The following is a 25,752-nucleotide window of genomic DNA, read 5'->3' as shown; positions in this document are numbered from 1 at the left end:
GCGACCCGCGCCTATCCGGCAACGCGCGCTTCGTTCTCCGGCACGATCAGGCGGTAGCCAAGGCCCCGCTCGGTCTGGATCCGGTCAACGCCGATTTTTCGGCGCAGGCGCCCGATGAACACCTCGATCGTGTTCGAGTCACGGTCGAAATCCTGATCGTAGATATGCTCGACCAGTTCCGTGCGCGGCACGACCCGGCCCTGATGATGCATGAGGTAGGACAGCACGCGGTATTCGTGCGCGGTCAGCTTGACCGGTTCACCATTGACCATCGCGCGGGCAGCGCGCGTGTCGACCATCAGCTTGCCGGCTTCCAGGGTCGCGGCCGAATGCCCGGCGGCGCGGCGCAGCAGCGCACGCATGCGCGCCAGCAATTCCTCCGTGACGAACGGCTTGGCCAGGTAGTCATCGGCGCCGGCATCGAAGCCGGCCACCTTCTCGCTCCACTGGTCGCGGGCGGTCAGGATCAGTACGGGGAACGACTTGCCGTCCGCGCGCCATTTCTTGAGAATGCTGACACCGTCCATCTTGGGCAGGCCAAGGTCCAGGATCACCGCGTCATAGGGTTCGGTGTCGCCCAGGAAATGCCCGTCTTCGCCATCCGCGGCCAGATCGACCGCATAGCCGGATTGCGACAGCACGTCGGCCAGTTGGCGACGCAGGTCTGCATCATCTTCAACGACGAGGATACGCATGGGAACTACCTTCCTTGTAACGGATTATCACACATTACGAACCGCGACGATTCGTTATGGTTCCGGATTGGGCATCGACGACAAAGCGCACCTTGTGCCCATCGCCGGTCATCCAGTCTATGTGGTATTCAGCGCCGCCCCCGGACTTCGAGAACAGGTCCGCGCTCAGCTGGTAGCCGCCATATTCCCGCTTCAGGTTCTGGAAAATCTTGCTCAGCGGCACGGTCTTGCCGTCGCGCACGGCCTCACGCGCCTGTCCCGGAGAGAAGGAATCTCCCCATTTCGGCTGCGCAAGCGCTGGCCCGGCCGCAAACAGGCCGAGAATCGCAAGGGAGGCAATAATCCGTTTCATGGCTCAGCCTATAGGTCCAAAGCCCTGAATGCGAAGTGAACGTATGTGTTGGAACTGTTCAGGATCCTAACGCCCTTCGGCCCATCGCTTCAACCCGGCATCGGCCGGGTCGTCCAGCACGATCTTGAGGTGGGCATAGAGATTGCCGGGATTGGCGCCCTGCACACCCTTGCCGCGCAGGCGCAGCTGGGATCCGGTATTCGAGCCCGCCGGCACTTTCAGGGTCAGCTGGCCGGATGGTGTTTTCACTTCCACGCTGCCGCCAAGGACCGCCGTCTTCAGGCCGATCGGCACATCCATGTGCAAATCGCGCCCGTCGCGTTGCCAGACAGTGCTCTTGCGTACCTCGACTTCGAGCAGGGCATCGCCCGGTGCCCCGCCATTGGGTGAAGGCTGGCCCTGGCTTTTCAGGCGCAGGGTCTGGCCGGTATCGATCCCGGCCGGGATATTGACGTCCAGTGCGGTTCCGTCGGCCATGGTCATGCGCCGCCGGGCGCCATTCACGGCGTCCTCGAACGAAACTTCCACACGATAACGGATATCACGGCCCTTTTGCGGGCCGGGGCTGCGCCGGCGCCCGCCGAACATGCCGCCCAGGATATCCTCGAACGGATCGCCCTGTGCCCCGAACGGGGCGCCGCCGCGCGTTTCCCAGCGATGGGTGCCGCCCGGGCCCGCGCCACCACCGGGATAGCTGCCGGCAAACCCGGCCGGGTTGCCGTCGCCGTCGATTTCGCCGCGGTCGAACTTGGCCTTCTTGTCGTTGTCACCAAGGATGTCCCAGGCCTGGGAGACCCGCTTGAACTCTTCCATCTTCTTTTCGTCATCCGGATGCAGGTCCGGGTGCAGGGCTTTCGCCTTGTTGCGATAGGCTTTCTTGATGTCGGCATCGCTCGCGGTGCGGGAAACGCCGAGCACGCTGTAGGGATCAAGGGCCAAGGTCGGGTATTCCTCTGATTGGGTAAAACGTCGTGTCCGCCATGAGTTAGGGTGTTCCGGCCCTGAATGAAACCCACCTGCGTCCGTTCGCCCGTCCAGACTGGTCCTGCCAGCCTGAACACCTGCCGCGGCACCTGAGGCTCCGGCCCCGGCAGGCCCTACAGTGTCCGGTACAAATAAACGCTCTGCACAGCCCGCGCGAACCCGGCCTTCTTGTAAGCGCGGCGGGCCGGCGCATGGCTCGGGTCGCCGCCGGTTCCGACACTCGCCGCGATCATGCCCTGCGCCCGCATGATATCAAGCGCGTAAACATACATCGCCGTGCCGAGACCTTCGCGCTGCACCACCGGGTCCACGGCATTCAGCCCGATTTCGCCGACCTTTGTCTCGGGGTCCAGTTTCAGCGAACAGAACCCGACAATGTCGCCGGCCTGTTCGGCGACGAATACGATGTCGGCTGAATCCTCCGCGCATATCTGGTCCAGAAGGTCTGCCTGCGCCCGTTCCGCTTCGGCGAACACGACCGGCGCCAGCGCCTCACCGACAATCTGGCGGAGTGACTTGAAGACGGGCCGGAAGGCCACTTCGCGGACGGCCTGCATCTGCGTCAGGTCACCCGGGCGAAACGCCCTGATCTGGAAATCGTCAGACATGCCCGCCACCCTCTTGCGTCTGCAGCAGTTTACCGGGGGCCAACTGATTCTGCTACCCGCTCGTGATCACCGCCCACGGGCCGATCCGCCCGTCCGGTCCGATCTCGGCCACCCGTGCGGCCAGCACGCCCTCCGCCAGTTCGGCAACCGGGCTGCCGACATCAAACCGCCCGCCAAAGCCGCTTCCGGTGTCGACCTCAACCGCAAAGCGCCCGGAATTCCCGGCCTCCGGGAAGGCCCAGCTCTCTGCCACGTCAGCGCCCCGGCGCACCCAGTCCAGCACGCTGGCGCGCAGGCGCACATGCGCGACCGGCCACGGTCGGCCGCCAATGTCCTCATAGGCCAGTGTCTCGCCCCCGGCATTGCCGCCTTCGACTCACCACCTTGACGTGCAAACGGCCAGGTCCAATTCATGCCTTGTCTCGCTCCCGGTTGAACTTGTTTCGACCGGGAGAATTTACCGCGACCGGGATGCCGGTCGGACCGAAAAGGATTTTTCCAAGGAATCCTCGGGCACTACGTTGGAAACCTGAGGGAAATCATATTGCGGGTGCTGCAATTTGTGACCTTGCGGCGATAGCCATTCCCATTGAATTCTGCTTTGTCCCGCGCTTCAGTCCGGGGCAGAGGAGCTAGCAGAATGTCGGCACGCGTCATCTCGATCGCCAATTCCAAAGGCGGCGTCGGAAAGACCACGACCTGCGTCAGCCTGGCCGAGGCCTTCGCCGCCTCTGGTCGCCGCACGCTGGTCGTCGATCTCGACACGCAGGCCAACGCCTCGCTGCTGGTCTACGGCCACGAGGGCGACGAACACCTGTTCCAGGCCATCAATGACTACGCCACGATTTCCGACTGGCTGCTGGAAAACTTCTTCGCCAATGAGCAGAAGCGCCTGTCCGACTTCGTCGTCACCAATGCCAGCGATGTCAGCCATGACGGCAAGCCGCTGCCGCTCGACCTCATCCCGTCCAGCCCGCGCCTGCGCAAGACCGAGCGCGAGCTGATCTACGAACTCACCGCCAAGAAATACTCGATGGAGGCCCTGCAGGGCCAGGTCGGCCGCCGCCTGCGCGACGATTTCAACCTGCTCAAGGCCGATTATGACGTCATCATCTGCGACTGCCCGCCCGGCATCTCGGTGATGACCGAAAGCGTCCTCGCCGCCAGCCACCTCATCATCGTGCCCACGATCCCGGATTTCATGTCCACGCTCGGTCTCGACCTCTTCACTGGCGACATCATGGCGAATCTGCGCGACCGGGACATCGAAAGCCTGCCGGTCGTGCTGGCGACGCGGTTCGACAACACGCCGCACCAGCAGGTCGTCCTTCAGGCCATGCGCGAAGCGGCCAAGTCAGAGGACGCCGAATTCGAGATGTTCGACACGGTCATCCCCCTCAAGACCGGCTTTGCCACCAACCCGATCGAGCTCGGCCCCGATCCGACCCTGGCGGCCAAATGGCCGGGCGATGCCCTGTCCACCATCCAGAAGCTGCTCAACGAAGTCCAGGAGCGCCTCAAATGAGCCTGACACCGCCGACCGCCGGCGCCGCCGCGCTCGCGGCCCTGCTGGAAAATCGCGACCGTTTCAGCCGGCTTGCCGACCGCGACTTCGCCAATGCCGCCGGCCTGCTTGTCCGCAAGCTCATGAATTCGGCCGGCCAGGCCACCGAAGACATGATCGCCCTGCGCGAGGCGGTCGGTCACGAGATCTTCGAAACCGAACTGAAGAAACTGACGGCCCACCAGGCTCGCCTGCTCGCCCGCCGCCTCGACAAGGCGGTCGACGATTATGAAGTCTCCACTGCCGGCGCCGCTGCCGCGCACATCCGCAAGGTCATGGCCGGCGAGACCACCGCCCCGCAGGCAACCGCGGTCGAAGCCGAAGCCGAAACCCCCGCCGCAGGTACTGAACCGACGGGCACGGACGATGCGCCGAAGAACGCCTATTTCGGCCGCAAGTCCTTCCGCGCCGGCAACTAGAGCGCCCTGATACGCGGCCCCTCGCCGCGCTCCAGCATCAGCGCCCACACGGCCCAGACCAGTGCATCCACCCGGTCCGGCGAGCCGGCGAACCCGTCCGCTCCGAACCGGCACATCTGGTCTTCCAGTGTCGCCAGCAGCCCGACATGCGCCACCTTGCCCTGCTCATACAGCAGCGCCACCGGCAGCGCCCGTGCCCGCTTGCCCAACCGCGCATGCACCAGCCGCACTGGCAACCGGCAGCCCGAACTCACCAGCGTCTGGCGCACCATCTCGCCGCCCTGGTTGGCCTCGGCGATGATCATCGACGCGCCCACCGCCTCGGCCAGCGAGACGGCCCGGCCCGCCCAGTCGGCTGGCCGCAGCCCCGGCGCCGAGGCATCGCCCAGCACGAAACAACGCCGCCCGAAGCCTGCCGCCTCGGCCACGCCCGCCGCCACGATCCCGCAGGCATCGGCCCGCGGCCCGCTCGTCGCCGGCGGGTCCACGGCCACGACAATGTCCGCCATCCCCGGCGCGGCGAACACGCGGTTCCTGTCCAGCATGCTCCTTACAAAGAGCGCGCCCTTCGGGTCTTCCAGAAGGTCGCCCATCAACTCCTGCCGTGCCAGTGACGAGCCGGCATAGGCCGCCTCCATTGCCGCCACGAATCCGGGTGACAGGTTCACCGCATTCTCCCGCGTCGCGCTGCGCGTCACCCGGCTGTCCGGCGCGCCCACCAGCCGCTTCACCAGGTCCACCGGGCGCGGCGTGGTCGTCGCCACACAGCGCGGCCCCGGCCCCAGCCGAAGCCCCATCTGGAGCGTGTCCCACACCGCATCCCCCTTCGCCCAGGCCCCCACCTCGTCGCACCAGGCCGCGTCGAATTGCGGCCCGCGCAAACTGTCCGGGTCTTCCGCCGAGAAGACGAACGCCTCCGCCCCGTTCGGCCATACCAGCCGCCGCCGCGACACTTCATACACTGGCGTGCCGCCTGCGCCCTTCAGGTGCCGCAATCCGCTCGGCCCCTCGATCATCACCTCGCGCACGTCCGAGAGCGCCGGCCCGACCAGCGCCACGCGGCGGCACCCGGCCCGCACCGCCATGCGCACCCATTCAGCCCCCGCCCGCGTCTTGCCGGCGCCGCGCCCGCCCATGAACAGCCATGTCCGCCAGGGGCCCCGCGGTGGAACCTGCGTATCGCGGGCTTCGAAGATAAACGGATTTCGTTTCAGGTAATCCTGCATCTCCTGCGTCAGACTGTTCAAACCCTGCTGAATCGCCCGCTCCCTCAGCCGGTAATCCTGCGGCGTCCAGGCGGCGTTGCTGTTCCACTGCTTCGAGACGCTCCCAGATTCCCTGCGCGTCATCCGCTTCCCCCGCATCTGCCTCATCCTCCAGCACGTCCCGCGCCGCTGCCCGCATCGCCGCCTCGGTATGGCGCAGCTCGGCGGCCAGCCTCAGCATCTTCGCCGTGTCCACCTCGCCACCCCCGGCCAGCGCCTCTGCCATCGCATCCAGTTCCCGCTTCATCACCAGCCACGCCATCTCGAACGGCCCTTCCGGCGCATCCAGCCCGCGCTCGCGGATCGTCGCGCACACCGTTTTCCGGTCCCGCCCCATCCGCTGCGCAATCGCCTTGCCCGTATGCCCAAGCAACCAGAACAGGCGCATCTCCCGCCCCTCCCGCTCACTCACCTGCCGCCGTTTGCCTGATGTAATCATGCGCCGACTATACAGCCGCAGGCACCACGGTCGGACAGGAACAGGGCTATCCCCCGTTCCGCCCCATTTCGTCAGCCTTCGGCACACCCTCGCCCCAATCCCCGCACCAAACCGCCCTGAACATATCCCGCCCCTGCCCGAATGCCTGACATTTCCCGCCGCATTCGGGGCGCAGCCTGCAGTCATTGCACATGCGCAAGGAAAGGAAACGACCATGCTCGCCGCCATCAGGATACGCGCCAGGATCACAGACCGGAGCCCTTTGTTGTCCCGATCGGGTCAGTGGATTGGTGCCCTCCTGACGGCGGCGGCTTTCGCGGCCGGGGCGGCCTGGGCCGACCAGGAACCCCGCCTCGTCACGCCGAATGACGCCACCTCCGGCACGCTGCTGCTGAAATCCTCCACGCCCGGCAAGTACGTCCAGGCCCCGGCCCTGCTGACCGATGTGCAGATCGACATTTCAGGCCCGATCGCCCGCACCCGCGTCACCCAGCGCTTCGAGAACACCACCGATGGCTGGGTCGAAGGCGTCTATGTCTTCCCCCTGCCGGATGAAAGCGCCGTCGACACGCTCCGCATGCAGATCGGTGACCGCTTCATCGAAGGCATGATCGAGGAACGCCAGAAGGCGAAAGCCATCTACGAACAGGCCAAGGCGGAGGGCAGGAAGACCGCCCTGCTCGAACAGGAACGTCCCAATCTTTTCACCAATTCCGTCGCCAATATCGGCCCCGGCGAAACCATCATTGTCCAGATCGAATACCAGGAAACCGTCCACCTCGCCGACGACACGTTCTCGCTGCGCTTCCCCATGGTGGTTGCCCCGCGCTACATGCCGGAACCGCAGGTGCTCACCGCCTCCCTCGGCGACGAGGGCTGGGCCGTGGTCGACCCCGTGCCGGACCGCGAGCGTATCGCACCGCCGGTTCTCAACCCGCAAACCGGCGACACCAACCCGCTTACGCTGAACGTCTCGCTCGATGCCGGTTTCCCGGTCGGAAAGCTCGAGTCGACCTATCACGCGATGGACACTGACTGGTCCGGTGCCAGCGCCGCCACGCTGACGCTGTCGGCCGGCAGCGTGCCGGCCAATCGCGACTTCGAACTGACCTGGACACCCAAGGCCTCGAAGGCGCCCAGCGCCGCCCTGTTCACCGAAACCGTCGACGGCGAGCCCTATTACCTCCTGATGGTCACCCCACCGGTCGCCGCGCAATCTGCGCCGCCGCCACCGCGCGAGATCACCTTCATCATCGACACGTCCGGCTCGATGGGCGGCGAGTCGATCCGCCAGGCCCGCCAGAGCCTCGCGCTGGCCATCGCGCGCCTCAAGCCGGAGGACCGGTTCAACGTGATCGAATTCAATTCCGTCACCACCGCCCTGTTCGACCATCCCCGTGATGCCACGCAGGCAAATCTCGCCCGCGCCACGCGCTGGGTCAGCAATCTCGAGGCCACCGGCGGCACGGAAATGCTGCCCGCCCTGCGCGAAGCCCTCGCCGACCACCGCAATGCCGGCGGGCGCCTGCGCCAGGTCGTCTTCCTCACCGACGGCGCCATCGGCAACGAGCAGCAGCTGTTCGAAACCATCAGCCAGTACCGCAAGGATGCCCGCATCTTCACTGTCGGCATCGGTTCGGCCCCGAACAGCTTCTTCATGTCCCGCGCCGCCGAACTCGGCCAGGGCAGCTACACCTACATTGGCGATATCGGCGAAGTCGCCACCCGCATGGGCGCCCTGTTCACCCGGCTCGAAAGCCCGGCGATCACCAACCTTGCCGCGACATGGCCGGACGGCACCGCCGTCGAGGCCTGGCCGTCGCCCCTGCCGGATGTCTATTCCGGCGAAACCCTCGTCATCGCCGCGCATGCGGCGACCAGGGACGGCCTCGTCTGGGTCTCCGGCATCAATGGCGACCAGCCGTGGAAAGTCGGCCTCCCCCTCAAGCAGGCCGCCGACCGCGCCGGCATCTCGAAACTCTGGGCCCGCAAGAAGATCGCCTCGCTGGAACTGGATCGCGCCCGCGCCGACACGCTGCCCGACATCATCGACGACCAGATTCTCGGCACCGCGCTCGCCCATCATCTTGTCTCGCGCCTGACCAGCCTCGTCGCGGTGGACGTGACGCCCAGCCGCCCGGACGGCGCCGACCTGGACAGCGCGCAGGTGCCGCTGAACCTTCCCGCCGGCTGGGATTTCGGCAAGGTCTTCGGCCATGACGGCCTGCGCTCGGACATGCCGCTGATCCCCGTGGACGCCCTCGCCGTCCGCAAGCCGGATCCGCAGGGGGCCAACGCCCCGATGCAGGTGGAACGCGGCGTACCCCTGCCCAATACCGGCACCTTTTCCGACCTGAAACTGCTCGCCGGCATCATCCTCGTCCTCATGGCCTTCATGCTGAAACTGGTCTTCCGCCGGATCCGCCACCATGCGGCCTGACACACAAGCCCGCCCCGCGGAACAGGCTGTTCCTCCCCGTGGAAGGGGGCTGCGGAGGGATCAGCAATCGATCGAGGATCGATTGCCCCGCAGCAGGGGTGGGGGGGCAAGCCGCGTGAAAACAGGATTCAGGTCAATCACCACAGCCCTCCTCCTCGCCGGTCTCCTCCTGTTCGGGAACGGCGCGTACATGAAGGCCAAGGCGCACCTCTCCCAGGTGCTCCTCGCCCATGCCTGGCAGCAGACGGTGCAGGGCGCCACGCACGCCCGCCCGTGGCCCTGGGCCGACATCACGCCCGCCGCGAAACTCGAACTTCCCCGCCTCCATGCCTCCGCCATCGTTCTCGCCGGCACCAGCGGACAGGCCCTCGCCTTCGGTCCCGGCCTGATGACCGGCTCTGCCGCCCCCGGCCAGCCCGGCCTCACCCTTCTGGCCGGCCACCGCGACAGCCATTTCGCCTTCCTGCAGCATGCCCGCATCGGCGACGCGCTGACCCTCACCGGCCCGGACGGCACGCCCCACACCTATGCCCTCACCGAAACCCGCATCGTCGACGCCCATGCCAGCACGCTCACCCCCGGCGGTACCGGCCCGGCCACGATCGCCCTCACCACCTGCTACCCGTTCGGCGCGCTCACGCCGACAAGCCAACGCTTCGTGGCGCTGGCGACCCTCGACAATACCCCCGCCCCGGACCCGGTCGGATAAAGGCCTGTCTCTCACCGCTCTGCGCCATCAGGAAATGCGAGACTCGCCCGCCGATCCGCAATAGCCTCGGGGAAAAGACGAGGAAACGCGCCATGACCCCGACCATCCTGCACGACGGATTCGCCTTCATCGAAGGCCCGCGCTGGCACGATGGCGCCCTCTGGTTTTCCGACATGCACGACGACACCGTCTGGCGCGCCGCTCCCGGCAAGGCGCCCGAAAAGATGGCAGACGTGCCGGGCAACCCGTCCGGCCTCGGCTGGCTGCCGGATGGCCGCCTCCTCGTTGTCTCGATGCTGGACAAGCAGGTCCTGCGCCAGGAACCCGGCGGCGCGCTCGTCCGGCATGCTGACCTCTCCGCCATCGCCACCCGCCGCGCCAATGACATGGTCGTCGCGTCGACCGGCCATGCCTGGGTCGGCAATTTCGGCTTCGATTTCGACACCGGCGAAGCGCCCGCCCCGGCCGCCCTTGCCGGCATTTCACCTGACGGAACGGCCACACGGGCCGCCGACGGCCTCCTCTTCCCGAACGGCATGGTCATCACGCCGGACGGCAAGACGCTGATCGCTGCCGAAACCTTCGGTGCCAAATTGACCGCCTTTGACATCGGGGCCGACAATACCCTGTCCAACCAGCGCGACTGGGCCGCCCTGCCCGAAGGCGCGGTGCCGGACGGCATCTGCCTTGATGCGGAAGGTGCCGTCTGGGCCGCCTCGCCCACGACCGGCACCTGTATCCGCCTGAAAGAGGGCGGCGAGGTGCTCGACACCATCACAACGGGCCGCCAGGCCATCGCCTGCGCCCTTGGCGGCGCTGACGGGAAGACGCTCTTCCTCTCAACCGCCGAAACCACGCACCGCGACAAATGCCGCGCCCTGCGTTCTGCCCGCATCGAAACGGTCGACGTGGCGGTGCCGGGAACACCAACCTACTGAATTAAAATGGAAAAACTGGAGCGGGTACACGGGATCGAACCGAGATACTCAGCTTGGAAGGCTGGTGCATTACCATTATGCTATACCCGCAACCGGTACGTCTCTCATCCTTAGCACAGTCAGTGGTGGAGGGGACAGGATTCGAACCTGTGTACGCTATGCGGGCAGATTTACAGTCTGCTGCCTTTAACCACTCGGCCACCCCTCCAAGGGCTGCCTGCGACTCACGATAATTGACGCCGTCGCCCCGGAGCGCCTAAAGGCACGGGCGAACCCGTATCCTGCACCCGCTTCGGGAGACGGCCTTATAGGGATGAACCAAATGGCGCGCAACCATCCAAAACGCCGAAACGCACACGGGCCTGCCGGTCCCGGCGATGCACAGCGCCCACGCCAGGATGGGCCGCGCGAACGCAGCCACGGCGGCAGCGGCGAAGGCTGGCTGTGGGGCACGCACGCTGTCAGCGCGGCGCTCGCCAACCCGTCCCGCACGATCCACATGCTGCTGGCCACCGAAAATGCCGCCGCGCGCCTCGGCCCGGCACGGGTCACGCCGGACATCATTCTCGGCAAGGATCTCGACAATCGCCTGCCGCCCGGCGCCGTCCACCAGGGCCTGGCCATCAAGGTGGCACCGCTCAACCCGGCCAGCCTCGAAGACCTGATCGACCGCGGCCTCACCCGCATCTGCGTGCTCGACCAGGTCTCCGATCCGCACAATCTCGGTGCCATCTACAGGTCTGCCGCCGCATTCGGCTTTGGCGGCCTTGTCCTGCAGACGCGCCATGCCCCGCCTGTCACCGGTGTTGTCGCCAAGAGCGCCGCTGGCGCCGTTGAAACCGTCGCCGAGGCCCGCGTGGTCAACATTGCCCGCGCCCTCGAACAGCTCGGCGACGCCGGTTTCCACACGGTGGGCCTTGCCGGTGAAGGCCGCCGCAACCTGGCAGATGCTGTTGCAGGCGCAGCAAAGGTCGCCATCGTGCTCGGCGCTGAAGGGTCCGGCCTGCGCCCCGCCGTTGCCAAGGCCTGCGCCGAACTCGCCCGTATCGAGATCGCGCCGGAAATGGAGAGCCTCAACGTGTCCAATGCTGCCGCAATTGCGTTCTATGAAGCCAGCCGTCAGCGTTTCCCAGCCGGATGAAGCTCTGCTAGGGTTAACGCGAGGAATCGCCAGACGGGAGCACCTGCGATGCTAAGATTGATTTCCATTCTGCTGCTGCTGGCAGGCCTGGCCGTTGCCGGTATTGGTGGCGCCGCCCTGCTCGAATCCTACCGCCCGCACGACGCCATGACGGAGGCCGCACCGCCGCCCATGGCCGACACCGCGGATGCGGCGATGGAAACCATGTCCGAACCCGCAATGGAACCTGCACCGGACACCGCCCCAATGGCCACCTCGCGGTCGATGGCGAAAAGCGTTGAAGCTGAATCCGGAGGGTTCGGTGCAGCCGATGATTTCGACGTGGCCGAAGCCGAAGAGGACTTCATGGAAAGTGGCCTCGGCGAAATCGGCACCGCGTCTGACCCGGTCGCCGAAGTGGCCGGCATAACCGGCCCGATCCCGGCCGCCTCGCCCTCGGTCACCAAATCGCGCACCGAAGCCTTCCTTGAAACGCTGCAGACCGTTCCGGTCGCCCACGAAACGCCGACATCCGCTGAATACAAGCGCGCCTTCGACGTCACACTGGCAATTGACGCAACCGGCGACGATACGGCCGTCGACGCCCTGCCGAACCGTGGCGGCAACATTGTCACCGGCGAAGCGAAAGTGTCAGACCGGGTCGAGGCCCGCGTCAGCGGCGCCAATTTCGAGATCATCGAACTGTCCCCGCCCGTCCAGTCGCTGTCGCCCCTGACAGAGAACATCTGGCGCTGGTCGGTCATGCCGCTGTCGGCCGGCGAGCATGATCTCGTGTTCGAAATCTATGCCATCGACGCTGATTCGGTCGTGCCCCTGCGCACCTTCCGCGACACGGTGTCGGTCCAGGTGTCGGGCATCAATCGCGCGATCGCGTTCGCAGACCAGGCCAACCCGCTCTTCGTGCTGCTCGGTGGTCTCGGATCGGCGATTGCCGGCCTGCTCGGTGCCATTCGCTTCTTCGGCAGGCGCTAGGCGGTCAGCAGCTCGCGCTGAGGCAAAGCTGCAGGTCGGTCGCACACCCGCGCGCGTCGTCTTCCGGCACGTCGACACCATCGCCGTGAGCGTGGATGACAACCGGTCGGCCATCCTTCCACGAGACATCGTACAGGTCGTCTATGCCGCGCGCGGTCAGGCAGGCTGCCGCTTCGTGGTGGCATTCGTTCTCTGACCGGATACGGCACACCGCCGGCGGGGAAATGATCACGCGGCTGGGAACAGAAACAGGCGCCGGCGTATTGGCTGTCGGCAAGGGCCTGGGCGACACTACCTTGGGCAGCGGCATATCGGCGACAGGCGCCGCCTCCGGCGTGCGCGCCGTATCCTGGCCTTCTGCCGGCCCGTTGAGGATGACCACGCTGGCCGCCACGGCCAGCATTCCGCCTTTCACTCGTTGGTACATCTACACGCCCCTCGTCCGGCCATCAGTCGGTCCGGTGCTCGACCACATGACTAATACGACATCTTATCCAATTGCACCACATCTGGTGCAGGCAGGCTGCATCGGCGGCAGGGGTTGACGTACGGTAACATTTTCTCGGTTTTCCCGCCGATCCGCCTTTGACAATGGGCTCAAAGGCGGCTTTCAGTGCCGACATGAAACCTGACGACGCCTCCCCGCTGACCCTTGATACCGCTCAGGATTTCCTGCGCGAACGGTCTGCCCGCATCGAAGTCGACCCGATGACCAACTCGGTCTTCGCACTGGCCCAGACCTATTTTCACGACATGGAGACCGGCAAGGCCAGCGTCGCCGACCTGTCCCGCTTCTCGGCCGAGCTGCACCTCACCCTGATCGAAGAACGGGCAGAACGCTTCAGATTGCAGCACTCCGGCGGCGATCCGGCCCTGGCCTGGTCAGGCGTCCAGACAGCGCTCGAATCGCTTGCAGGCAAGGGATTCGACGCCTTCCGCGCGGCGGTCGAACAGCCGACCGGCGGGATCGTGTTCACCGCGCACCCGACATTCGCACTCTCGCGTGACCTGCGCGAGGCATTTGCCGCCCATGTCATGCGGCCCAACAAGACCAGCCGTGCCGGGCTGCTGAAACATATCCGCGAGGACAGCCGCCCGTGGAACGCCGCGATCAACCTCCAGGGCGAACATGACGAGGTCCAGACCGCGCTGGTCAATGCGGCCAGCGCCCAGGCGACCTATGCCCGGCTGGTCCTGGACGTCGCCCGCAAGGCGTTCCCGGACACGTGGACATCGCTTCGCCCCTTCCTGCCCACACTGGCCAGCTGGGTCGGCTACGACCTTGACGGGCGCACCGACATTCACTGGTCGCAGTCGCTGACATTCCGGCTGCAGGAAAAGGCGGTGCAGCTTGCCCGCTACAGCGACCGGCTGGACGCGATCCCCGGCAGCAACAAGATCGCCGCCCTGGCCCGTCTCACCCAGCGCCTGCGCCTGGCCGCCAGTGAAGCCGAAAGCCAGGCCGAGCTCTTCGCCGTTGACCTGACCGACCCGGAAAACCTGGTGCGCGCCGCCAATACGCTGACGGCCCACAGCAAGCGCATGATCTACAATGCCGACGAGATCACCGCGGTGATCGACAAGGTCATCCCCGACGCCGAAGCCGGCCTCGCCGCCGCGCTGATCGCCTTCCGCGCCGAAGTGGACTCGCTTCAGCTCGGCACTGCCCGCATCCACCTCCGGGTCAACGCCGCGCAGGTGCGCAGCGTCATCAATCGCGATCTCGGCCTCGAAACGGAAGACCGCGAACTCGGCCGCCTCGCCCTGGCCGAACTGTCCCAGAAGGCCCGTGTCTCCAAGCCGGTCCAGGTCAATTTCGCCGACCTGTTCCTCGAACAGTCCACCGCCCGGCGCCAGTTCATGATGTGCGCGCAGATCCTGAAGCACATCGATTCCGGGTCGGTCATCCGCTTCCTCATCGCCGAGAGCGAGAACCCCGCAACCGTGATGGGCGCACTGTATCTCGCCCGCCAGTATGGCGTCGCCGAAAAGCTCGACATCTCGCCCCTGTTCGAAACGCCGGAAGCGCTGGAGACCGGCGGCCGGTTCATCGAACGCCTGCTCGAGGAGCCGGAATTCCTGCGCTATGTCGAAGAGCGCGGCTATCTCTCGATCCAGCTCGGCTTCTCCGATGCCGGCCGCTTCATCGGACAGGTCGCCGCCGACATGGCGATCGAGCGCATCCACAACCTGATCGCCCGCGCGCTCGCCGCGAAGACCACCGGCGTCGCGCTGCTGATCTTCAACACGCATGGCGAATCCATGGGCCGCGGTGCCTGGCCCGGCAGTTTCGAACAGCGGTTCGACCACGCCCTGACACCGTGGACACGCGGCGGCGCCCGCGCCCGCCACCTGCAGCTGATGCACGAGGTCAGCTTCCAGGGTGGCGACGGCTTCCTGCACTTTGCAACACCAGCGCTGGCCGGCACGACCTATGCCGCCTGGTGCACGCACGCCCTGTCGGAACCGGCCGACACGTCGACCGACCCGTTCTATACGCGTACGGACCTTGTCTGGGATTTCTACCGTGCCTTGCGTGCCTGGCACGAGCGCCTGTTCGTCAACCCGGACTATGGCCGCCTGTTCGGGAATTTCGCCGCCGGCCTGCTGGCCAAGGCCGGCTCGCGCCAGCGACGCCGCACCGGCGGGCCGACCGGCCCCCGCGCCCTGCGCGCGATCCTGCACAATGCCACCCTGCAACAGCTTGGCATCCCGGTGAACACCGCCGCCGGCATCGGCTCGTCCCTGCAGCGCGAGAATGACCGCCTCGTACAGCTGATCAATGCCAGCCCGCGCATGCGCGGGTTGATCCTGCTGGCCCTGAAGGCCCGCATCGTGACCAGCCTGCCCACCCTGCGCGCCTATGCCAGCGTGTTCGACGCCAGCGTCTGGATCGCCCACGCCCGCCTTGCGGATCCGGACCGCGCACCAGCCTATCGCGCCGTCTATTACGGCCTGCGCGATGACGAGACCTCGGTCTCGATCAACCGCATCGCCAACCTCCTCTCGATCGACCTTGGCAAGTTCGACCGCCTCCTGGCCCGGCTCGACGATGCGCCGTCTGCCGAGGAACGCCATCAGGGCCGGCTGAACCTGCACGCCCTGCATGCCCTGCGGCTCGCCCTGATGATGCGGGCCTTCGTGCTGGTCGGCCAGCTGCCGCGCATTTCAGAGCGTCACGACATCGACGCCCGCGGCCTGTTGCAGATGGTCACCCAGTTGCGGATCCGCGAAGCCGTCGACCTGCTCGGCACGATCTTCCCGCAGGCCCAGGATGCCGAAACGCCGTTCAGCGAGATCACCGAACCTGGCAGCGAGGCCCGGTCCGGTGCCAGCTATGGCTATGCCCGCATCAACAAGACCATTATCGGCCCGCTGGAAGACATCGACCGCGCCCTGCACGGCATCAGCCTGGCCATCACGCATGCCTATGGCGCGTTCGGGTAGGCGCGCTTCCAGCTGCCCGGGCTTTCGCCGGTCCAGCGCTTGAATGCCCGCGAGAACGAACTCGGATCGGAAAACCCGACCAGGTAGGCCGTCTCGTTGACCGACACTTTCCGCGCGTTGAGGAAATGAACCGCCATCCGGTGGCGCAGGTCATCGTGCAAGGCTTCGAAACTGATGTCCTCGTCCTTCAGGCGCCGATAGAGGGATTGCCGGCTCATGCCCAGCTGCGCCGAGACACTCTCCATGGTCGCGTCACCCTTGTGCAGGATCGGGATCAGGAGGCGCTCCACCCGTCCCCGCACCGTGCCGGAGGATTGGAGTTCCTCGAGCAGCTTTTCCGCCCGCTCGCTCAACACGCCGAAGGCGTAGGCGTTCGCGCGATTGGTGGGCATGGTCAGCCATGAGGCGTCAATTTCGATGGCATTGCGGTCGCTGCCGAACACGACCGGGGCCTGCATGACCCGCTCGTACGCATCACCATGCGCAGGGCGGGCATGCGTGACGTGGACTTGCCTGGCCAGCTTGTGGCCCGGAAAGTTGCGCGCCGTCTCGCAGATGAACCGTGACCAGGTCTCCTCCGTCATTTCGGGAAAACTGTTGGGGTCGGCCCGCGTGTCGACCAGCCAGAGGCCGCCGTCGCGCTGCTGGACCTGGAACCGTTCATCGCTGCCCGGAACGTCGAGTTCGGCGACCAGCCGGCCGAACCGGTTCAGTTCCGCCAGCGCTTCGCCCATCGTGTCCGCCGCATAGCAGATCAGCCCGACCACCGAGATCTCCGTGAAATTCTGCGCCGCACCGAGATGCAGCGGCAGGGCGGGATCATTGCACAGGTCCTTCGCCGCCGCCGTCAGGTCGACATAGACCTGCAAGGCCACCCGGTTGTCCGGATCGCCCAGCACCGCTGCGTCCAGCCCGGACCGGCTTTGCAGCTCCGCTGCGCTCGCGCCCTGCCTGATCGCGAAGTCGAACAGCGCTTTCGCATAGCCGGCCGAGACGGTTGGCTGCTTCACCGGGCCTGCCTCCTGTCACCAAAGGTCATTTTTTTGAGCCCAGCCGTCATGTGACGAAATCCCCGGAACTATTATCGGTAAACGGTAAGTACCAAGGAAATCCCATGACCCCAACCACCTATTTGAGTCCCGCCGTCCGAATGCCGCGCAGCGCGCTTGCCCTGAAGGCAGCGTCAATCTTCTGGTTCATCACGGTCGTGATCGGACAGTCGCTGTTCGTCGCCTATATCCTGTCGCTCTATGGCGGGCCAACTGTGACGGGCCATTTCGAAGGCTGGAGCCGCAATACCGGCCTGTTCAACGGCTATGTCGCCGGCGACTTCACGGGCAACGCCATGTTCGGCGCGCACATGATGGGGGCCGCGCTGATCACGCTCGGCGGCACGCTGCAGCTGATCCCGCAGATCCGCACGCATGCCAGGACGTTCCACCGCTGGAACGGCCGCGTCTACATGGTAACAGCCTGCGTCATGGCGCTCGGCGGCCTGTACCTCGTCTGGGTGCGCGGCGGCTATTTTCACATACCCGGCGCGCTGGCCATCTCGCTCAACGCCGTGCTCATTCTCGCGTTCGCATTCCTGACGCTGAAACATGCCATCGCCCGGAACATCGCCGTGCACCAGCGCTGGGCCCTGCGCCTGTTCATCGTGGTCAGCGGCGTGTGGTTCATCCGGGTCGGCCTGATGGGCTGGATTATCATCAACCAGGGCCCCGTCGGCATGACCAGCAACATGGATGGCTGGTTCGATTATTTCTGGGTTGTCGGCAGCTATCTCTTGCCGCTCGCGATACTTGAGCTTTACCTCCGTGCCCGTGCGACGGGGTCCGCCCTCCACAAATATGCCGTCGCCGGCCTCGTCACTTTGGCCACCCTCGTCATGGCGGTCGGCATATTCGGCGCCTACATGTTCATGTGGAAAGCCTACCTCTGGCCATGACCGCGCCGGGCGTTCCAGGCCGCCACGGGACACCTGCCGGAGGCGGGCCCGGACGGCTGTTTCGTTAAAACCCTGTCATTGTCAGGCGCGCCGCGACGGACCCGGCGCCGGTCGCCGTTGAACGTCTGTCGATCAACCCAGGAGACCCGCCATGACACCGTCCCTCGCCCTCAAAGCCGCCAGCCTGTCAGTCCTCGCCGTCGGCTTTTCCCTCGCCGCGTCCGCCGGTGAATGGCGGCTTGATCCCCGGCGATGTCCTGACCTCGTCGAAGACCGGCTTGACCAGCGCGTCACGACATCCCGCGCCGACCTCAGGGAAGACCTGCGCGACATGCGCCAGGTGAACTGCCCTGCCTCTGCCTGGACCTTCATTCCCGCCAAGGGCGAGACATTCCGGAATGGCCCCCGCGTCTATACCGGCCCGTCAAAAGTCTATGCTGGCCGCGGCGGGTATTACCAGTTCGTCGCGGCCCCCAAGGGGCGCGCCAGCCAGCCGGCGCTCATCAAGATCGTCGTGCGCTAGGCACCACGCCACCGGGCCGGGCATGCCCGGTCCGGTGCCATGCGGATCGCGGCGATTTGGCTGCCTCTCGCAACGTCATCCCTTCCACTGACGCTTACGTGCGCGTAAACCTGCGGCACACCCTTCAACAGTGATGCGAACCGGGAGAAACCCTAATGGCTGAAGCCTATATCATCGACGCCTGCCGCACGCCGCGCGGCATCGGCAAAGTGGGCAAGGGCGCGCTTGCCCATATCCACCCCCAGCAACTGGCCGCCACCGTGCTGAAAGCCCTGGCCGAGCGCAACAAGCTCGACACCGCCACGGTCGACGACATCATCTGGGGCACCAGCAGCCAGCGCGGCGCACAGGGCGCCGACCTTGGCCGCATGGCCGCCCTCGATGCCGGTTATGACATCAAGGCCTCAGGCGTCACGCTCGACCGTTTCTGCGGTTCGGGCATCACGTCCGTCGCCCTCGCCGCTGCGCAGGTCATGTCCGGCATGGAAGACTGCGTCATCGCCGGCGGCACGGAAATGATGAGCTACACGGCGGCCACGGCCGATCCGAAAGCCCCGCCCGTGCTCGACGCCGGCAACACGCGCCTGCGCGCCTCGCACCCGCAAACCCAGCAAGGTGTCTGCGCCGATGCCATCGCCACGCTGGAAGGTATCGACCGTGAAGCTGTCGACCGCCTGGCCTTCACCAGCCAGCAGCGCGCCGCCAAGGCCATCGCGGAAGGCCGCTTCGACAAGTCGCTGGTGCCTGTCTACAACGAGGACGGAACGCTGGCCCTGGACCATGAAGAATTCCCGCGTCCCGGCACGACCATGGAAACGCTGGCCGGCCTGCGCACCGTGTTCCCGGCCTATATGGACATCCCTGTCGATGACCAGGGCAACACCTATGGCAACCTTGTCACGCGGAAATACCCTGAACTCGAAGGCAAGATGAACCACGTTCACCATGCCGGTAACTCGTCCGGCGTGGTCGACGGCGCTGCCGCGCTCCTGCTCACCTCGAAAGAATATGCCGACAAGCACGGCATGAAGCCCCGCGGTCGCATTGTCGCGACGGCGAACATGGGCGACTGCCCGACCCTGATGCTCAACGCGCCGGTTCCCGCCGCGAAGAAAGTGCTCGAAAAAGCCGGCCTCACCAAGAACGACATCGACGTCTGGGAAATCAACGAAGCCTTTTCGGTGGTTGCCGAAAAGTTCATCCGCGATCTCGAACTCGACCGTGAAAAGGTCAACATCAATGGCGGCGCCATGGCCCTCGGCCACCCGATCGGCGCCACCGGTTCGATCCTGATCGGCACCGCGCTTGACGAGCTGGAACGCTCCGGCGGCCGTTACGGCCTGGTCACCATGTGCGCCGCTGGCGGCATGGCCCCGGCCATCATCATCGAACGCATCTAGGCACCCGGCGAAAGCCAGGCCATCAGCCCGCTCCCGGCATCCGGGGGCGGGCTTTTTCGTGGCACAGCCGCGCGTCCCGCCCTAGAGTGCTGAAAAACCAAGGGGGACCTCACATGAGAACCATCATCTCGACAGCCGCGTCGCTGGGCGCGTTCATGCTCGTCTCGGCCTGCGCCACTGCGCCCGAGGTCGCCGTCGATCCGGTACCACTGGACGCCGCTTTCCCGCCCGCCCTGGTGGAGCTGAATTTCGAAAGCCACGGTGACCGCCTGAACGGCCACGCCTACCTTGCCGAGGGCGAAGGCCCGCACCCGACCGTCGTGCTGCTGCATGGCTTCCCCGGCAATGAGCGCAACCTGGACCTTGCGCAGGACCTGCGCAGCGATGGCTTCAATGTCCTCTTCTTCCACTATCGCGGTGCCTGGGGCAGCGAGGGTACCTACAGCTTCACCCATGTCATCGAAGACGTTGCGGCCGCGACAGACATGCTGCGCGCCAATACCGAAACCTATCGCGCCGACCCGGACAAGCTGATCCTGATCGGCCATTCCATGGGCGGGTTCGCCGCGCTCGAAGCGGCGGCACGTGACCCGCAAGTTGCCTGCGTCGCGGGTATCGCACCGGCAAACCTGGGGTTGATCGCCGACGCGTTCGAGGCTGATCCGGCCAGCGCCAAGGGCTTCACGGGATACGCCGACACGATGCAGATGCTGGCGGGCATGACCGGCGAAAACGCGGTTGCGGAAATCATGGCCAATCGCGACGCCTTCGATACCCGCCTGCTTGCGCCCAGGCTCGCCGGCAAATCCGTGCTCATCATCGGCGGGGACAAGGATACGTCTGTTCCCGCAGACACCGCGATCGAACCGCTCGTGGCGGCCTACGAGGCCGCGCCGGACATCACCCTCACCGCCAGAATCCTGTCAGGCGACCATTCGTTTTCATGGTCACGGGACGCGCTGATCGATGAGGTGCTCGATTGGGCGGAGGGGTGCCGCTAGGCCGCAGCCCAGGCCAGCGCCTCATCCAGAGAACCAACCGGGAAGATACGGACTTTCGCAGGAATCAGCGGCGCGAACAAACGTACACCATGCTCGATCCAGTCCACATCGGTGACGACAGCCAGGCGTTCGAAATGGCTCCAGTGCTTCATGCCGAGCATGGCATCATCCAGCGCAGCGTGGGCGCTGTAGCCGTCGAATTCCGGACCAAACCGGATCAGGACACGCGCCTTGCTATGCGCGGCAACAGCCGCATCCAGCTGTGGCTCGAACGTGTCCTTGTAGTCAGCATCCGTAATCTTTCCCGTCGCATCGAGCGCGACGAGACCGGGCGGGGTGTTTTTGATGGGCGTGAACATGCGTTTCACATGGGTACGCCATGCAGGTGGTGCAACTGAACCCGGCGCAGGGTATCCTGCCTAGTTCGCCCGCTTTTCGTCCTCTGCGCCGTTCCAGAAGCGCTTGATGCGACCGAGGAAGCCTTCGCTTTCCGGATGGCAATCGGCGCCGGTGCAGTCGCAGAATTCGCGCAGCAATTCCTTCTGGCGGCTGGTCAGGTTCCGCGGCGTCTCGACGAACATCTCGACATAGAGGTCGCCGGTCTGGGCCGAGGACCGCACCGACGGCATGCCCTTGCCGCGCAGGCGCAGCTTGCGACCGGTCTGGGCGCCTTCGGGAATGGCGACCTTGGCGCGGCCGCCGTCGATTGTCGGAATCTCGATCTCGCCACCAAGCGCGGCGGTCGCCATCGGCACGGGTGCCCGGCAATAGAGGTTCGGTCCGTCACGCTCGAAAATGTCATGCTCGACCACATCGACGAAAATATACAGATCGCCCTTCGATCCACCCGCGGTGCCGCTTTCGCCTTCGCCTGACAGGCGGATGCGCATGCCGCTTTCGACACCGGCCGGAATTTTCACTGACAGCTGGCGTTCCTGGCGAACCTGGCCGGCGCCGCCGCATTCCTTGCAGGGCTTGCGGATAACCTTGCCCTTGCCCGAACAGCGCGGGCAGGTGCGCTCCATGGTGAAAAAGCCCTGCTGCGCGCGCACACGGCCCGCGCCGCCGCACATGTCACAGGTCTCGGGCGTGCTGCCCGGCGCGGCGCCGCTGCCCGAACAGGGCTCGCAGGCCACGGCCTGGGGCACGTGGATGCTCTCGTCCTTGCCGGTATAGGCTTCGGCCAGCGTGATCTCGAGATCGTAGCGCAGGTCTGCCCCGCGCTGGGGGCCGCCGCGGCGACGTCCGCCAAACCCGCCGGCACCGAACACCTGGCTGAACAGGTCCTGGAAAATGTCTTCGGGGTTGGCCCCGCCGCCGAACGGATTGCCACCGCCGGCGCCACCATTTTCGAAGGCCGCATGGCCGAACCGGTCATACGCCGCCCGCTTGTCCGCACTGGACAGGACTGCGTAGGCCTCGCCGACTTCCTTGAATCTTTCTTCAGCCTCGGGATTCCCGCCATTCTGGTCGGGGTGATACTTCATGGCCAGCTTGCGATAGGCCGATTTCAGCTGCTTCTCATCGGCATCGCGCGTACAACCGAGAATTTCATAATAATCGCGCTTACTCATCGTATGATAGCCGTCTTCCCGTTATCCCTCGTGTGGCGAGACATGTGGGGGGATTAACCCCGGCTCGCAAGGGAAACGTGCAGATTGTAAAGAAGATCAGCTCGGCCCCGGCCCAAAAACGCTGATGCCCTTTTCGACCACGGAGACGCCGGATGGCTGGATCTGCATGACAGCCAGCCCCCGTTGCGACGTGCCATCGATGCGGAACCGGAACAGCCCGTTAACCCCCATGAAACCGTCGGGGTCGGTGACACCATTGTACCGCATGTTGTCATCGGCCGCGAGACGCACCGAAAGCGCCGCCGCATCATAGGCCACCGCCGCAAGGTCTGTCGGCCGCTTGCCGTAGATGCGCTGGTAGGTCTGGCGGAACCCGGCCAGGTTTTCCGGGTCCGGCGCGGCGTAGAGGCCGCCGGCAAGGGTCGGTTCGCGCCAGATGCTCGAATCATCCCACAGGCTGGTCCCCAGCAGCATGACCTGGCGCATGTCGACGCCATTATAGGGCAGCAGCGGTGCCACCGAGAGCAGCTTCACGCCGCGCTCCGGGATCATCACCGCCACCTTGCCACGTTCGATTTCCTTCTGGAGGACAGTGGCGATCTGGCGGGCCTGGGCACTCGCGTCGCCCGCCGGGTCATAGAAGGCGGATGCCACCACGACCCCGCCCTGCAGCGACGCCTGGTAGCGCATCGCCGAATCGACCTGACGGCCATATTCGGACGCGGGCCCGAGGAAAACGAAACTGCGCACGCCGCGTGCTGCCGCATATTGCATGACGCGGGCGACTTCCTCGTCCGGCGAGATCGAGGCGAGATAGGCCCCGCCGCCGGCTGCGCTGCGGTCATTGGAGAAGGCAATGATCGGCACCTGCTTGCGATTGGCCGTTTCGCGAACGGCCTTCACATTGTCCCCGAACAGGGGGCCAAGGATGATGTCGGCGCCTTCGTGCAGCGCTTCATCGACACGTGCCTCGGTCACCGACTGCTTGCCGGCCGTGTCCTTGGGCAGGATCAGGAAACTGTTGCCGGCATATTCGAACAGGGCGAGTTCGATGCCGGCCAGCATGCTCTCGGCCTCGGCGCGCACCTGCGCATTGGGGTGCGAGAATGGCAGCAGGACAGCTGCGCGCTTGATGTCACGCCCCTCCATGAAGGGCGGGATCAGGCCGCCATCGCCGCGCACCGGCTTGGTCGAGGCCAGGTCTTCAATCTCGTTTTCGGCTATGTCGCCCGGTTTCATCTGCTCGCCGGTGACCGGGTCGACGCGCGGCCCGCCGGTTCCGATCTGCACTGGCGGCCGCGGCGGCGCCGTGGCACAGGCTGTCGCAAACAGGAGGGATGCCAGGACAAGACTTGGCGCTTTCAGCTTCCTGAGCAATGGTTGCAGCAATGTCATCTCCTGATCCTTCCAAGCCCGAAGCACTTCATGCCTCAGGCGACTCTACGGGCAGCCTCCGTGCCGGGCAACCGGCGCAGGCACTTGGCGCCGGCCTTTATGTTGTCTCAACGCCGATCGGCAACCTTCGCGACATCACGCTTCGGGCACTTGATGTCCTGGGCGCGGTTGAGGAAGTGCTGGCCGAAGACACCCGCGTCGCCGGGAAACTGATGTCCGCCTATGGCCTTAAGGTGCGGCTGAGCCCCTACCATGACCACAATGGGGCGGAACGGCGACCAGGCCTGATTTCCCGCATGCAGGAGGGTGCAAAAATCGCCCTCATCTCGGATGCCGGCACGCCGCTGGTTTCAGATCCCGGCTGGAAACTGGCCCATGAAGCGCTTGAGGCGGGCGTGCGTGTCTTCCCGATTCCCGGTGCCTCGGCCATGCTGGCGGGCCTGGTTGCCAGCGGCCTGCCGAGCGACCATTTCCTGTTTGCCGGCTTCCTGCCGCCGAAAAGCGGGGCGCGCCGCGCCGCCGCCGAGGCGCTGAAAGCCGTTCCCGGCACACTGATTTTCTATGAAAGCGGGCCCCGCCTTGCCGCCTCGCTCGAAGATCTCGCCATTGCCCTTGGCGGCGATCGGCAGGCCGCCGTTGCCCGCGAACTGACCAAGCTGTTCGAGGAAACCCGGCGGGGAACGCTGTCGCAGCTGGCCGCGCATTATGCCGAAGCCGGCCCGCCGCGCGGCGAGATCGTGCTGCTGGTCGGCCCACCGCTCGAAACGGACATCACGCAGGATTCCATCGACGCGGCCCTGCGCGATGCCCTGAAGGACCAGCCGACCAAGGCCGCCGCCAGCGCCGTGGCCGATGCGCTCGGCCTGCCGAAACGGGATGTCTACCAGCGCGCCCTCCAGCTGAAAGCCAATGGCTGAAGCCGCACGCCAGCGGGCGGAACGCCGGGGCCGGGCTGCCGAGATGCGCGCCGCGCTGTGGCTGCGCCTCAAGGGCTACCGCATCCTCGAAACCCGCCTGCGCACACCGGTCGGCGAGATCGACCTCATCGCCAGGAAGGGCCGGATCATCGTCTTTGTGGAAGTGAAGGCGCGCGCCAACCGCGACCACGCCCTCGCCGCCGTCACGCTCGCCGGATGGCAACGCATCTCCCGCGCGGCGGACGCCTGGATGGCCCGCCGCCCGCGCTATGCCGATTTCGGCTGGCGCTATGACCTGGTCGCGTTGCAGCCCGGGCGCCTGCCGGTGCACGTGCGTGACGCGTGGCGGCCGGGCATGGGATGACCCGCTATTCGGGCGTGGTCGGCTCGTCCGGCGTGGTTGGCTGGTCCGGTGCAGGCGGTTCCTGCTGGATCGACGCGATATAGGCCAGCAGCACTTCGGCACCGAGCGGGCCAAACACGAATTCCGGCATCATCTCGTGGCCGATATGGATTCCATCCTGGAAATCCTGGGACAGCGTGTCCGGATTGTATTGTGCCAGCAGGTAGCGCAGCGGTGGCGGGTCTTCCGGACGGATTTTCGGGTCATTGTCCAGCGCATGGCAATTGGAGCACTGCGCTTCGGCGATCACGCGGCCGTCTGCGATCGACTGGGCATCGGTCTTGATGATCGTGAAGGGAACCTCGCCCTCCTTAACGCGGTCGCAGGCCGCAATGCCGGCCGTGAGGATCAGGGCAAGGGCAACGGGGCGAAAGTGGAATCCTGTCATGGGTGGGGCACCTTTCGATTGCGGCACACACCGGATCGCCTGGATTACGGTCCGTGCATGGCGTTGACGGGAATACGTCGTGCTGAGGATAAAGTATCAGACACCCCCTCATATACGTAATGATCCCGAGGCGCGAATTATTGTGGCGCTGCCATGCGCATGAACAGCGCCTTCACCCTGCCGTAATCAAATCGCATGTACAAAATCGCTCATGATTCGATCGACAGGCT

General features: G+C 65.7%; 27 protein-coding genes and 2 tRNA genes. 14 read left to right on the top strand and 15 right to left on the bottom strand.

Annotated features, from left to right (window positions below):
- Positions 1–11: 11 nt before the first annotated feature.
- The 5 genes from HJO_RS00345 to HJO_RS00325 all read right to left on the bottom strand — a co-directional run bounded on the left by HJO_RS00345 (position 12) and on the right by HJO_RS00325 (position 2,940).
- Complete coding sequence (locus HJO_RS00345; RefSeq protein ID WP_035612405.1) at positions 12–695, bottom strand: response regulator transcription factor; 684 nt, start codon at positions 693–695, stop codon at positions 12–14.
- Positions 696–729: 34 nt separating this feature from the next.
- Positions 730–1,047, bottom strand: a complete 318-nt coding sequence (locus tag HJO_RS00340) for a PepSY domain-containing protein (protein WP_051617893.1) — start codon at positions 1,045–1,047, stop codon at positions 730–732.
- 66 nt (positions 1,048–1,113) lie between these two features.
- Positions 1,114–1,986, bottom strand: coding sequence for a DnaJ C-terminal domain-containing protein (locus tag HJO_RS00335; RefSeq protein WP_035612402.1), 873 nt, complete (start codon positions 1,984–1,986; stop codon positions 1,114–1,116).
- A 158-nt stretch (positions 1,987–2,144) separates the two neighbouring features.
- Positions 2,145–2,639, bottom strand: coding sequence for a GNAT family N-acetyltransferase (locus HJO_RS00330; protein WP_035612401.1), 495 nt, complete (start codon positions 2,637–2,639; stop codon positions 2,145–2,147).
- Positions 2,640–2,691: 52 nt separating this feature from the next.
- On the bottom strand, positions 2,692–2,940 hold the full coding sequence (locus HJO_RS00325; protein WP_035612399.1) for a hypothetical protein: 249 nt from the start codon (positions 2,938–2,940) through the stop codon (positions 2,692–2,694).
- Between the two features lie 339 nt (positions 2,941–3,279).
- Here HJO_RS00325 and HJO_RS00320 point away from each other — a divergent pair, with 339 nt between their 5' ends.
- The gene (locus HJO_RS00320) at positions 3,280–4,164 is read left to right on the top strand and encodes a ParA family protein (RefSeq protein WP_035612397.1); all 885 of its coding nucleotides are present in this window, start codon (positions 3,280–3,282) and stop codon (positions 4,162–4,164) included.
- Complete coding sequence (locus HJO_RS00315; protein WP_035612395.1) at positions 4,161–4,622, top strand: hypothetical protein; 462 nt, start codon at positions 4,161–4,163, stop codon at positions 4,620–4,622. The genes HJO_RS00320 and HJO_RS00315 overlap by 4 nt, the downstream gene beginning before the upstream one ends.
- On the opposite strand, the gene HJO_RS00310 is transcribed toward HJO_RS00315, so the two are convergent.
- Positions 4,619–5,758 carry a DNA-packaging protein gene (locus tag HJO_RS00310; RefSeq protein WP_035612393.1) on the bottom strand — a complete coding sequence of 380 codons (1,140 nt, stop codon included), beginning with the start codon at positions 5,756–5,758 and terminating at the stop codon, positions 4,619–4,621. The genes HJO_RS00315 and HJO_RS00310 overlap by 4 nt on opposite strands.
- Entirely contained in the window at positions 5,718–6,275 is a 558-nt protein-coding gene (locus tag HJO_RS18620) for a hypothetical protein (RefSeq protein ID WP_206741784.1), read from the bottom strand. Before HJO_RS18620 ends, HJO_RS00310 begins: the two co-directional genes overlap by 41 nt.
- A 316-nt stretch (positions 6,276–6,591) precedes the next feature.
- On the opposite strand from HJO_RS18620, the gene HJO_RS00300 reads away from it, so the two are divergent.
- The 3 genes from HJO_RS00300 to HJO_RS00290 all read left to right on the top strand — a co-directional run bounded on the left by HJO_RS00300 (position 6,592) and on the right by HJO_RS00290 (position 10,413).
- Complete coding sequence (locus tag HJO_RS00300) at positions 6,592–8,766, top strand: marine proteobacterial sortase target protein (RefSeq protein ID WP_162173736.1); 2,175 nt, start codon at positions 6,592–6,594, stop codon at positions 8,764–8,766.
- A 115-nt stretch (positions 8,767–8,881) separates the two neighbouring features.
- Positions 8,882–9,475, top strand: a complete 594-nt coding sequence (locus tag HJO_RS00295) for a class GN sortase (protein WP_051617892.1) — start codon at positions 8,882–8,884, stop codon at positions 9,473–9,475.
- Between the two features lie 92 nt (positions 9,476–9,567).
- Complete coding sequence (locus HJO_RS00290; RefSeq protein WP_035612387.1) at positions 9,568–10,413, top strand: SMP-30/gluconolactonase/LRE family protein; 846 nt, start codon at positions 9,568–9,570, stop codon at positions 10,411–10,413.
- Between the two features lie 16 nt (positions 10,414–10,429).
- On the opposite strand, the gene HJO_RS00285 is transcribed toward HJO_RS00290, so the two are convergent.
- Both HJO_RS00285 and HJO_RS00280 read right to left on the bottom strand, forming a co-directional pair.
- A tRNA-Gly gene (locus HJO_RS00285) sits at positions 10,430–10,503 on the bottom strand.
- A gap of 33 nt (positions 10,504–10,536) precedes the next feature.
- Positions 10,537–10,621: transfer RNA gene (locus tag HJO_RS00280), tRNA-Tyr, on the bottom strand.
- Positions 10,622–10,735: 114 nt separating this feature from the next.
- Between HJO_RS00280 and HJO_RS00275 the strand changes: the two genes are divergently transcribed.
- Entirely contained in the window at positions 10,736–11,554 is an 819-nt protein-coding gene (locus HJO_RS00275; protein ID WP_035614094.1) for a TrmH family RNA methyltransferase, read from the top strand.
- Positions 11,555–11,602: 48 nt separating this feature from the next.
- Positions 11,603–12,526, top strand: coding sequence for a hypothetical protein (locus HJO_RS00270; RefSeq protein ID WP_156945357.1), 924 nt, complete (start codon positions 11,603–11,605; stop codon positions 12,524–12,526).
- Between the two features lie 4 nt (positions 12,527–12,530).
- On the opposite strand, the gene HJO_RS00265 is transcribed toward HJO_RS00270, so the two are convergent.
- Positions 12,531–12,953 (bottom strand): hypothetical protein, encoded by a 423-nt coding sequence (locus tag HJO_RS00265; protein WP_156945356.1) that lies wholly within the window; start codon positions 12,951–12,953, stop codon positions 12,531–12,533.
- A gap of 194 nt (positions 12,954–13,147) precedes the next feature.
- Between HJO_RS00265 and HJO_RS00260 the strand changes: the two genes are divergently transcribed.
- Complete coding sequence (locus HJO_RS00260) at positions 13,148–15,973, top strand: phosphoenolpyruvate carboxylase (protein ID WP_035614092.1); 2,826 nt, start codon at positions 13,148–13,150, stop codon at positions 15,971–15,973.
- Here the strand turns inward: HJO_RS00260 and HJO_RS00255 are convergent.
- Complete coding sequence (locus HJO_RS00255; RefSeq protein ID WP_035612381.1) at positions 15,955–16,983, bottom strand: AraC family transcriptional regulator; 1,029 nt, start codon at positions 16,981–16,983, stop codon at positions 15,955–15,957. The two genes, HJO_RS00260 and HJO_RS00255, sit on opposite strands and share 19 nt — an antisense overlap.
- Positions 16,984–17,087: 104 nt before the next feature.
- Here HJO_RS00255 and HJO_RS00250 point away from each other — a divergent pair, with 104 nt between their 5' ends.
- The 4 genes from HJO_RS00250 (at position 17,088) to HJO_RS00235 (ending at position 20,845) form a co-directional block, all read left to right on the top strand.
- A complete protein-coding gene (locus HJO_RS00250) occupies positions 17,088–17,921 on the top strand; it encodes a DUF2306 domain-containing protein (RefSeq protein WP_035612378.1) in 834 nt (277 codons plus the stop codon).
- A 151-nt stretch (positions 17,922–18,072) separates the two neighbouring features.
- Complete coding sequence (locus HJO_RS17425; protein WP_051617888.1) at positions 18,073–18,444, top strand: hypothetical protein; 372 nt, start codon at positions 18,073–18,075, stop codon at positions 18,442–18,444.
- A gap of 155 nt (positions 18,445–18,599) precedes the next feature.
- Complete coding sequence (locus HJO_RS00240; RefSeq protein ID WP_035612376.1) at positions 18,600–19,844, top strand: acetyl-CoA C-acetyltransferase; 1,245 nt, start codon at positions 18,600–18,602, stop codon at positions 19,842–19,844.
- A 113-nt stretch (positions 19,845–19,957) separates the two neighbouring features.
- On the top strand, positions 19,958–20,845 hold the full coding sequence (locus HJO_RS00235) for an alpha/beta hydrolase family protein (RefSeq protein WP_084141278.1): 888 nt from the start codon (positions 19,958–19,960) through the stop codon (positions 20,843–20,845).
- Here the strand turns inward: HJO_RS00235 and HJO_RS00230 are convergent.
- The 3 genes from HJO_RS00230 to HJO_RS00220 all read right to left on the bottom strand — a co-directional run bounded on the left by HJO_RS00230 (position 20,842) and on the right by HJO_RS00220 (position 23,814).
- A complete protein-coding gene (locus tag HJO_RS00230; protein WP_035612374.1) occupies positions 20,842–21,204 on the bottom strand; it encodes a SpoIIAA family protein in 363 nt (120 codons plus the stop codon). The genes HJO_RS00235 and HJO_RS00230 overlap by 4 nt on opposite strands.
- 60 nt (positions 21,205–21,264) lie before the next feature.
- A complete protein-coding gene (dnaJ, locus tag HJO_RS00225; RefSeq protein WP_035612372.1) occupies positions 21,265–22,419 on the bottom strand; it encodes a molecular chaperone DnaJ in 1,155 nt (384 codons plus the stop codon).
- A gap of 96 nt (positions 22,420–22,515) precedes the next feature.
- Positions 22,516–23,814, bottom strand: a complete 1,299-nt coding sequence (locus tag HJO_RS00220; RefSeq protein WP_156945355.1) for a penicillin-binding protein activator — start codon at positions 23,812–23,814, stop codon at positions 22,516–22,518.
- Here HJO_RS00220 and rsmI point away from each other — a divergent pair.
- The gene (rsmI, locus tag HJO_RS00215) at positions 23,808–24,731 is read left to right on the top strand and encodes a 16S rRNA (cytidine(1402)-2'-O)-methyltransferase (RefSeq protein WP_084141274.1); all 924 of its coding nucleotides are present in this window, start codon (positions 23,808–23,810) and stop codon (positions 24,729–24,731) included. The genes HJO_RS00220 and rsmI overlap by 7 nt on opposite strands.
- On the top strand, positions 24,724–25,095 hold the full coding sequence (locus tag HJO_RS00210) for a YraN family protein (protein ID WP_035612367.1): 372 nt from the start codon (positions 24,724–24,726) through the stop codon (positions 25,093–25,095). The genes rsmI and HJO_RS00210 overlap by 8 nt, the downstream gene beginning before the upstream one ends.
- 4 nt (positions 25,096–25,099) lie before the next feature.
- On the opposite strand, the gene HJO_RS17420 is transcribed toward HJO_RS00210, so the two are convergent.
- Positions 25,100–25,522: a c-type cytochrome gene (locus HJO_RS17420; protein ID WP_051617885.1), complete on the bottom strand. Its 423-nt coding sequence runs from the start codon at positions 25,520–25,522 to the stop codon at positions 25,100–25,102.
- Positions 25,523–25,752 lie beyond the last annotated feature (230 nt).

It is taken from the genome of Hyphomonas johnsonii MHS-2, assembly GCF_000685275.1.
GTDB classification, from domain to species: Bacteria; Pseudomonadota; Alphaproteobacteria; order Caulobacterales; family Hyphomonadaceae; genus Hyphomonas; species Hyphomonas johnsonii.
The sequence above is the reverse complement of the archived record's forward strand: the minus strand, read 5'-3'. Positions and strand labels throughout refer to the sequence as shown.

Coding starts and splice junctions, on each gene's coding strand:
- HJO_RS00345 (WP_035612405.1), bottom strand. CDS start 695: ATGCGTATCCTCGTCGTTGAAGATGATGCAGACCTGCGTCGCCAACTG.
- HJO_RS00340 (WP_051617893.1), bottom strand. CDS start 1,047: ATGAAACGGATTATTGCCTCCCTTGCGATTCTCGGCCTGTTTGCGGCC.
- HJO_RS00330 (WP_035612401.1), bottom strand. CDS start 2,639: ATGTCTGACGATTTCCAGATCAGGGCGTTTCGCCCGGGTGACCTGACG.
- HJO_RS00320 (WP_035612397.1), top strand. CDS start 3,280: ATGTCGGCACGCGTCATCTCGATCGCCAATTCCAAAGGCGGCGTCGGA.
- HJO_RS00315 (WP_035612395.1), top strand. CDS start 4,161: ATGAGCCTGACACCGCCGACCGCCGGCGCCGCCGCGCTCGCGGCCCTG.
- HJO_RS00310 (WP_035612393.1), bottom strand. CDS start 5,758: ATGGGCGGGCGCGGCGCCGGCAAGACGCGGGCGGGGGCTGAATGGGTG.
- HJO_RS18620 (WP_206741784.1), bottom strand. CDS start 6,275: ATGCGCCTGTTCTGGTTGCTTGGGCATACGGGCAAGGCGATTGCGCAG.
- HJO_RS00290 (WP_035612387.1), top strand. CDS start 9,568: ATGACCCCGACCATCCTGCACGACGGATTCGCCTTCATCGAAGGCCCG.
- HJO_RS00275 (WP_035614094.1), top strand. CDS start 10,736: ATGGCGCGCAACCATCCAAAACGCCGAAACGCACACGGGCCTGCCGGT.
- HJO_RS00270 (WP_156945357.1), top strand. CDS start 11,603: ATGCTAAGATTGATTTCCATTCTGCTGCTGCTGGCAGGCCTGGCCGTT.
- HJO_RS00265 (WP_156945356.1), bottom strand. CDS start 12,953: ATGTACCAACGAGTGAAAGGCGGAATGCTGGCCGTGGCGGCCAGCGTG.
- HJO_RS00260 (WP_035614092.1), top strand. CDS start 13,148: ATGAAACCTGACGACGCCTCCCCGCTGACCCTTGATACCGCTCAGGAT.
- HJO_RS00250 (WP_035612378.1), top strand. CDS start 17,088: ATGACCCCAACCACCTATTTGAGTCCCGCCGTCCGAATGCCGCGCAGC.
- HJO_RS17425 (WP_051617888.1), top strand. CDS start 18,073: ATGACACCGTCCCTCGCCCTCAAAGCCGCCAGCCTGTCAGTCCTCGCC.
- HJO_RS00240 (WP_035612376.1), top strand. CDS start 18,600: ATGGCTGAAGCCTATATCATCGACGCCTGCCGCACGCCGCGCGGCATC.
- HJO_RS00235 (WP_084141278.1), top strand. CDS start 19,958: ATGAGAACCATCATCTCGACAGCCGCGTCGCTGGGCGCGTTCATGCTC.
- HJO_RS00230 (WP_035612374.1), bottom strand. CDS start 21,204: ATGTTCACGCCCATCAAAAACACCCCGCCCGGTCTCGTCGCGCTCGAT.
- dnaJ (WP_035612372.1), bottom strand. CDS start 22,419: ATGAGTAAGCGCGATTATTATGAAATTCTCGGTTGTACGCGCGATGCC.
- rsmI (WP_084141274.1), top strand. CDS start 23,808: ATGTCATCTCCTGATCCTTCCAAGCCCGAAGCACTTCATGCCTCAGGC.
- HJO_RS00220 (WP_156945355.1), bottom strand. CDS start 23,814: ATGACATTGCTGCAACCATTGCTCAGGAAGCTGAAAGCGCCAAGTCTT.
- HJO_RS00210 (WP_035612367.1), top strand. CDS start 24,724: ATGGCTGAAGCCGCACGCCAGCGGGCGGAACGCCGGGGCCGGGCTGCC.
- HJO_RS17420 (WP_051617885.1), bottom strand. CDS start 25,522: ATGACAGGATTCCACTTTCGCCCCGTTGCCCTTGCCCTGATCCTCACG.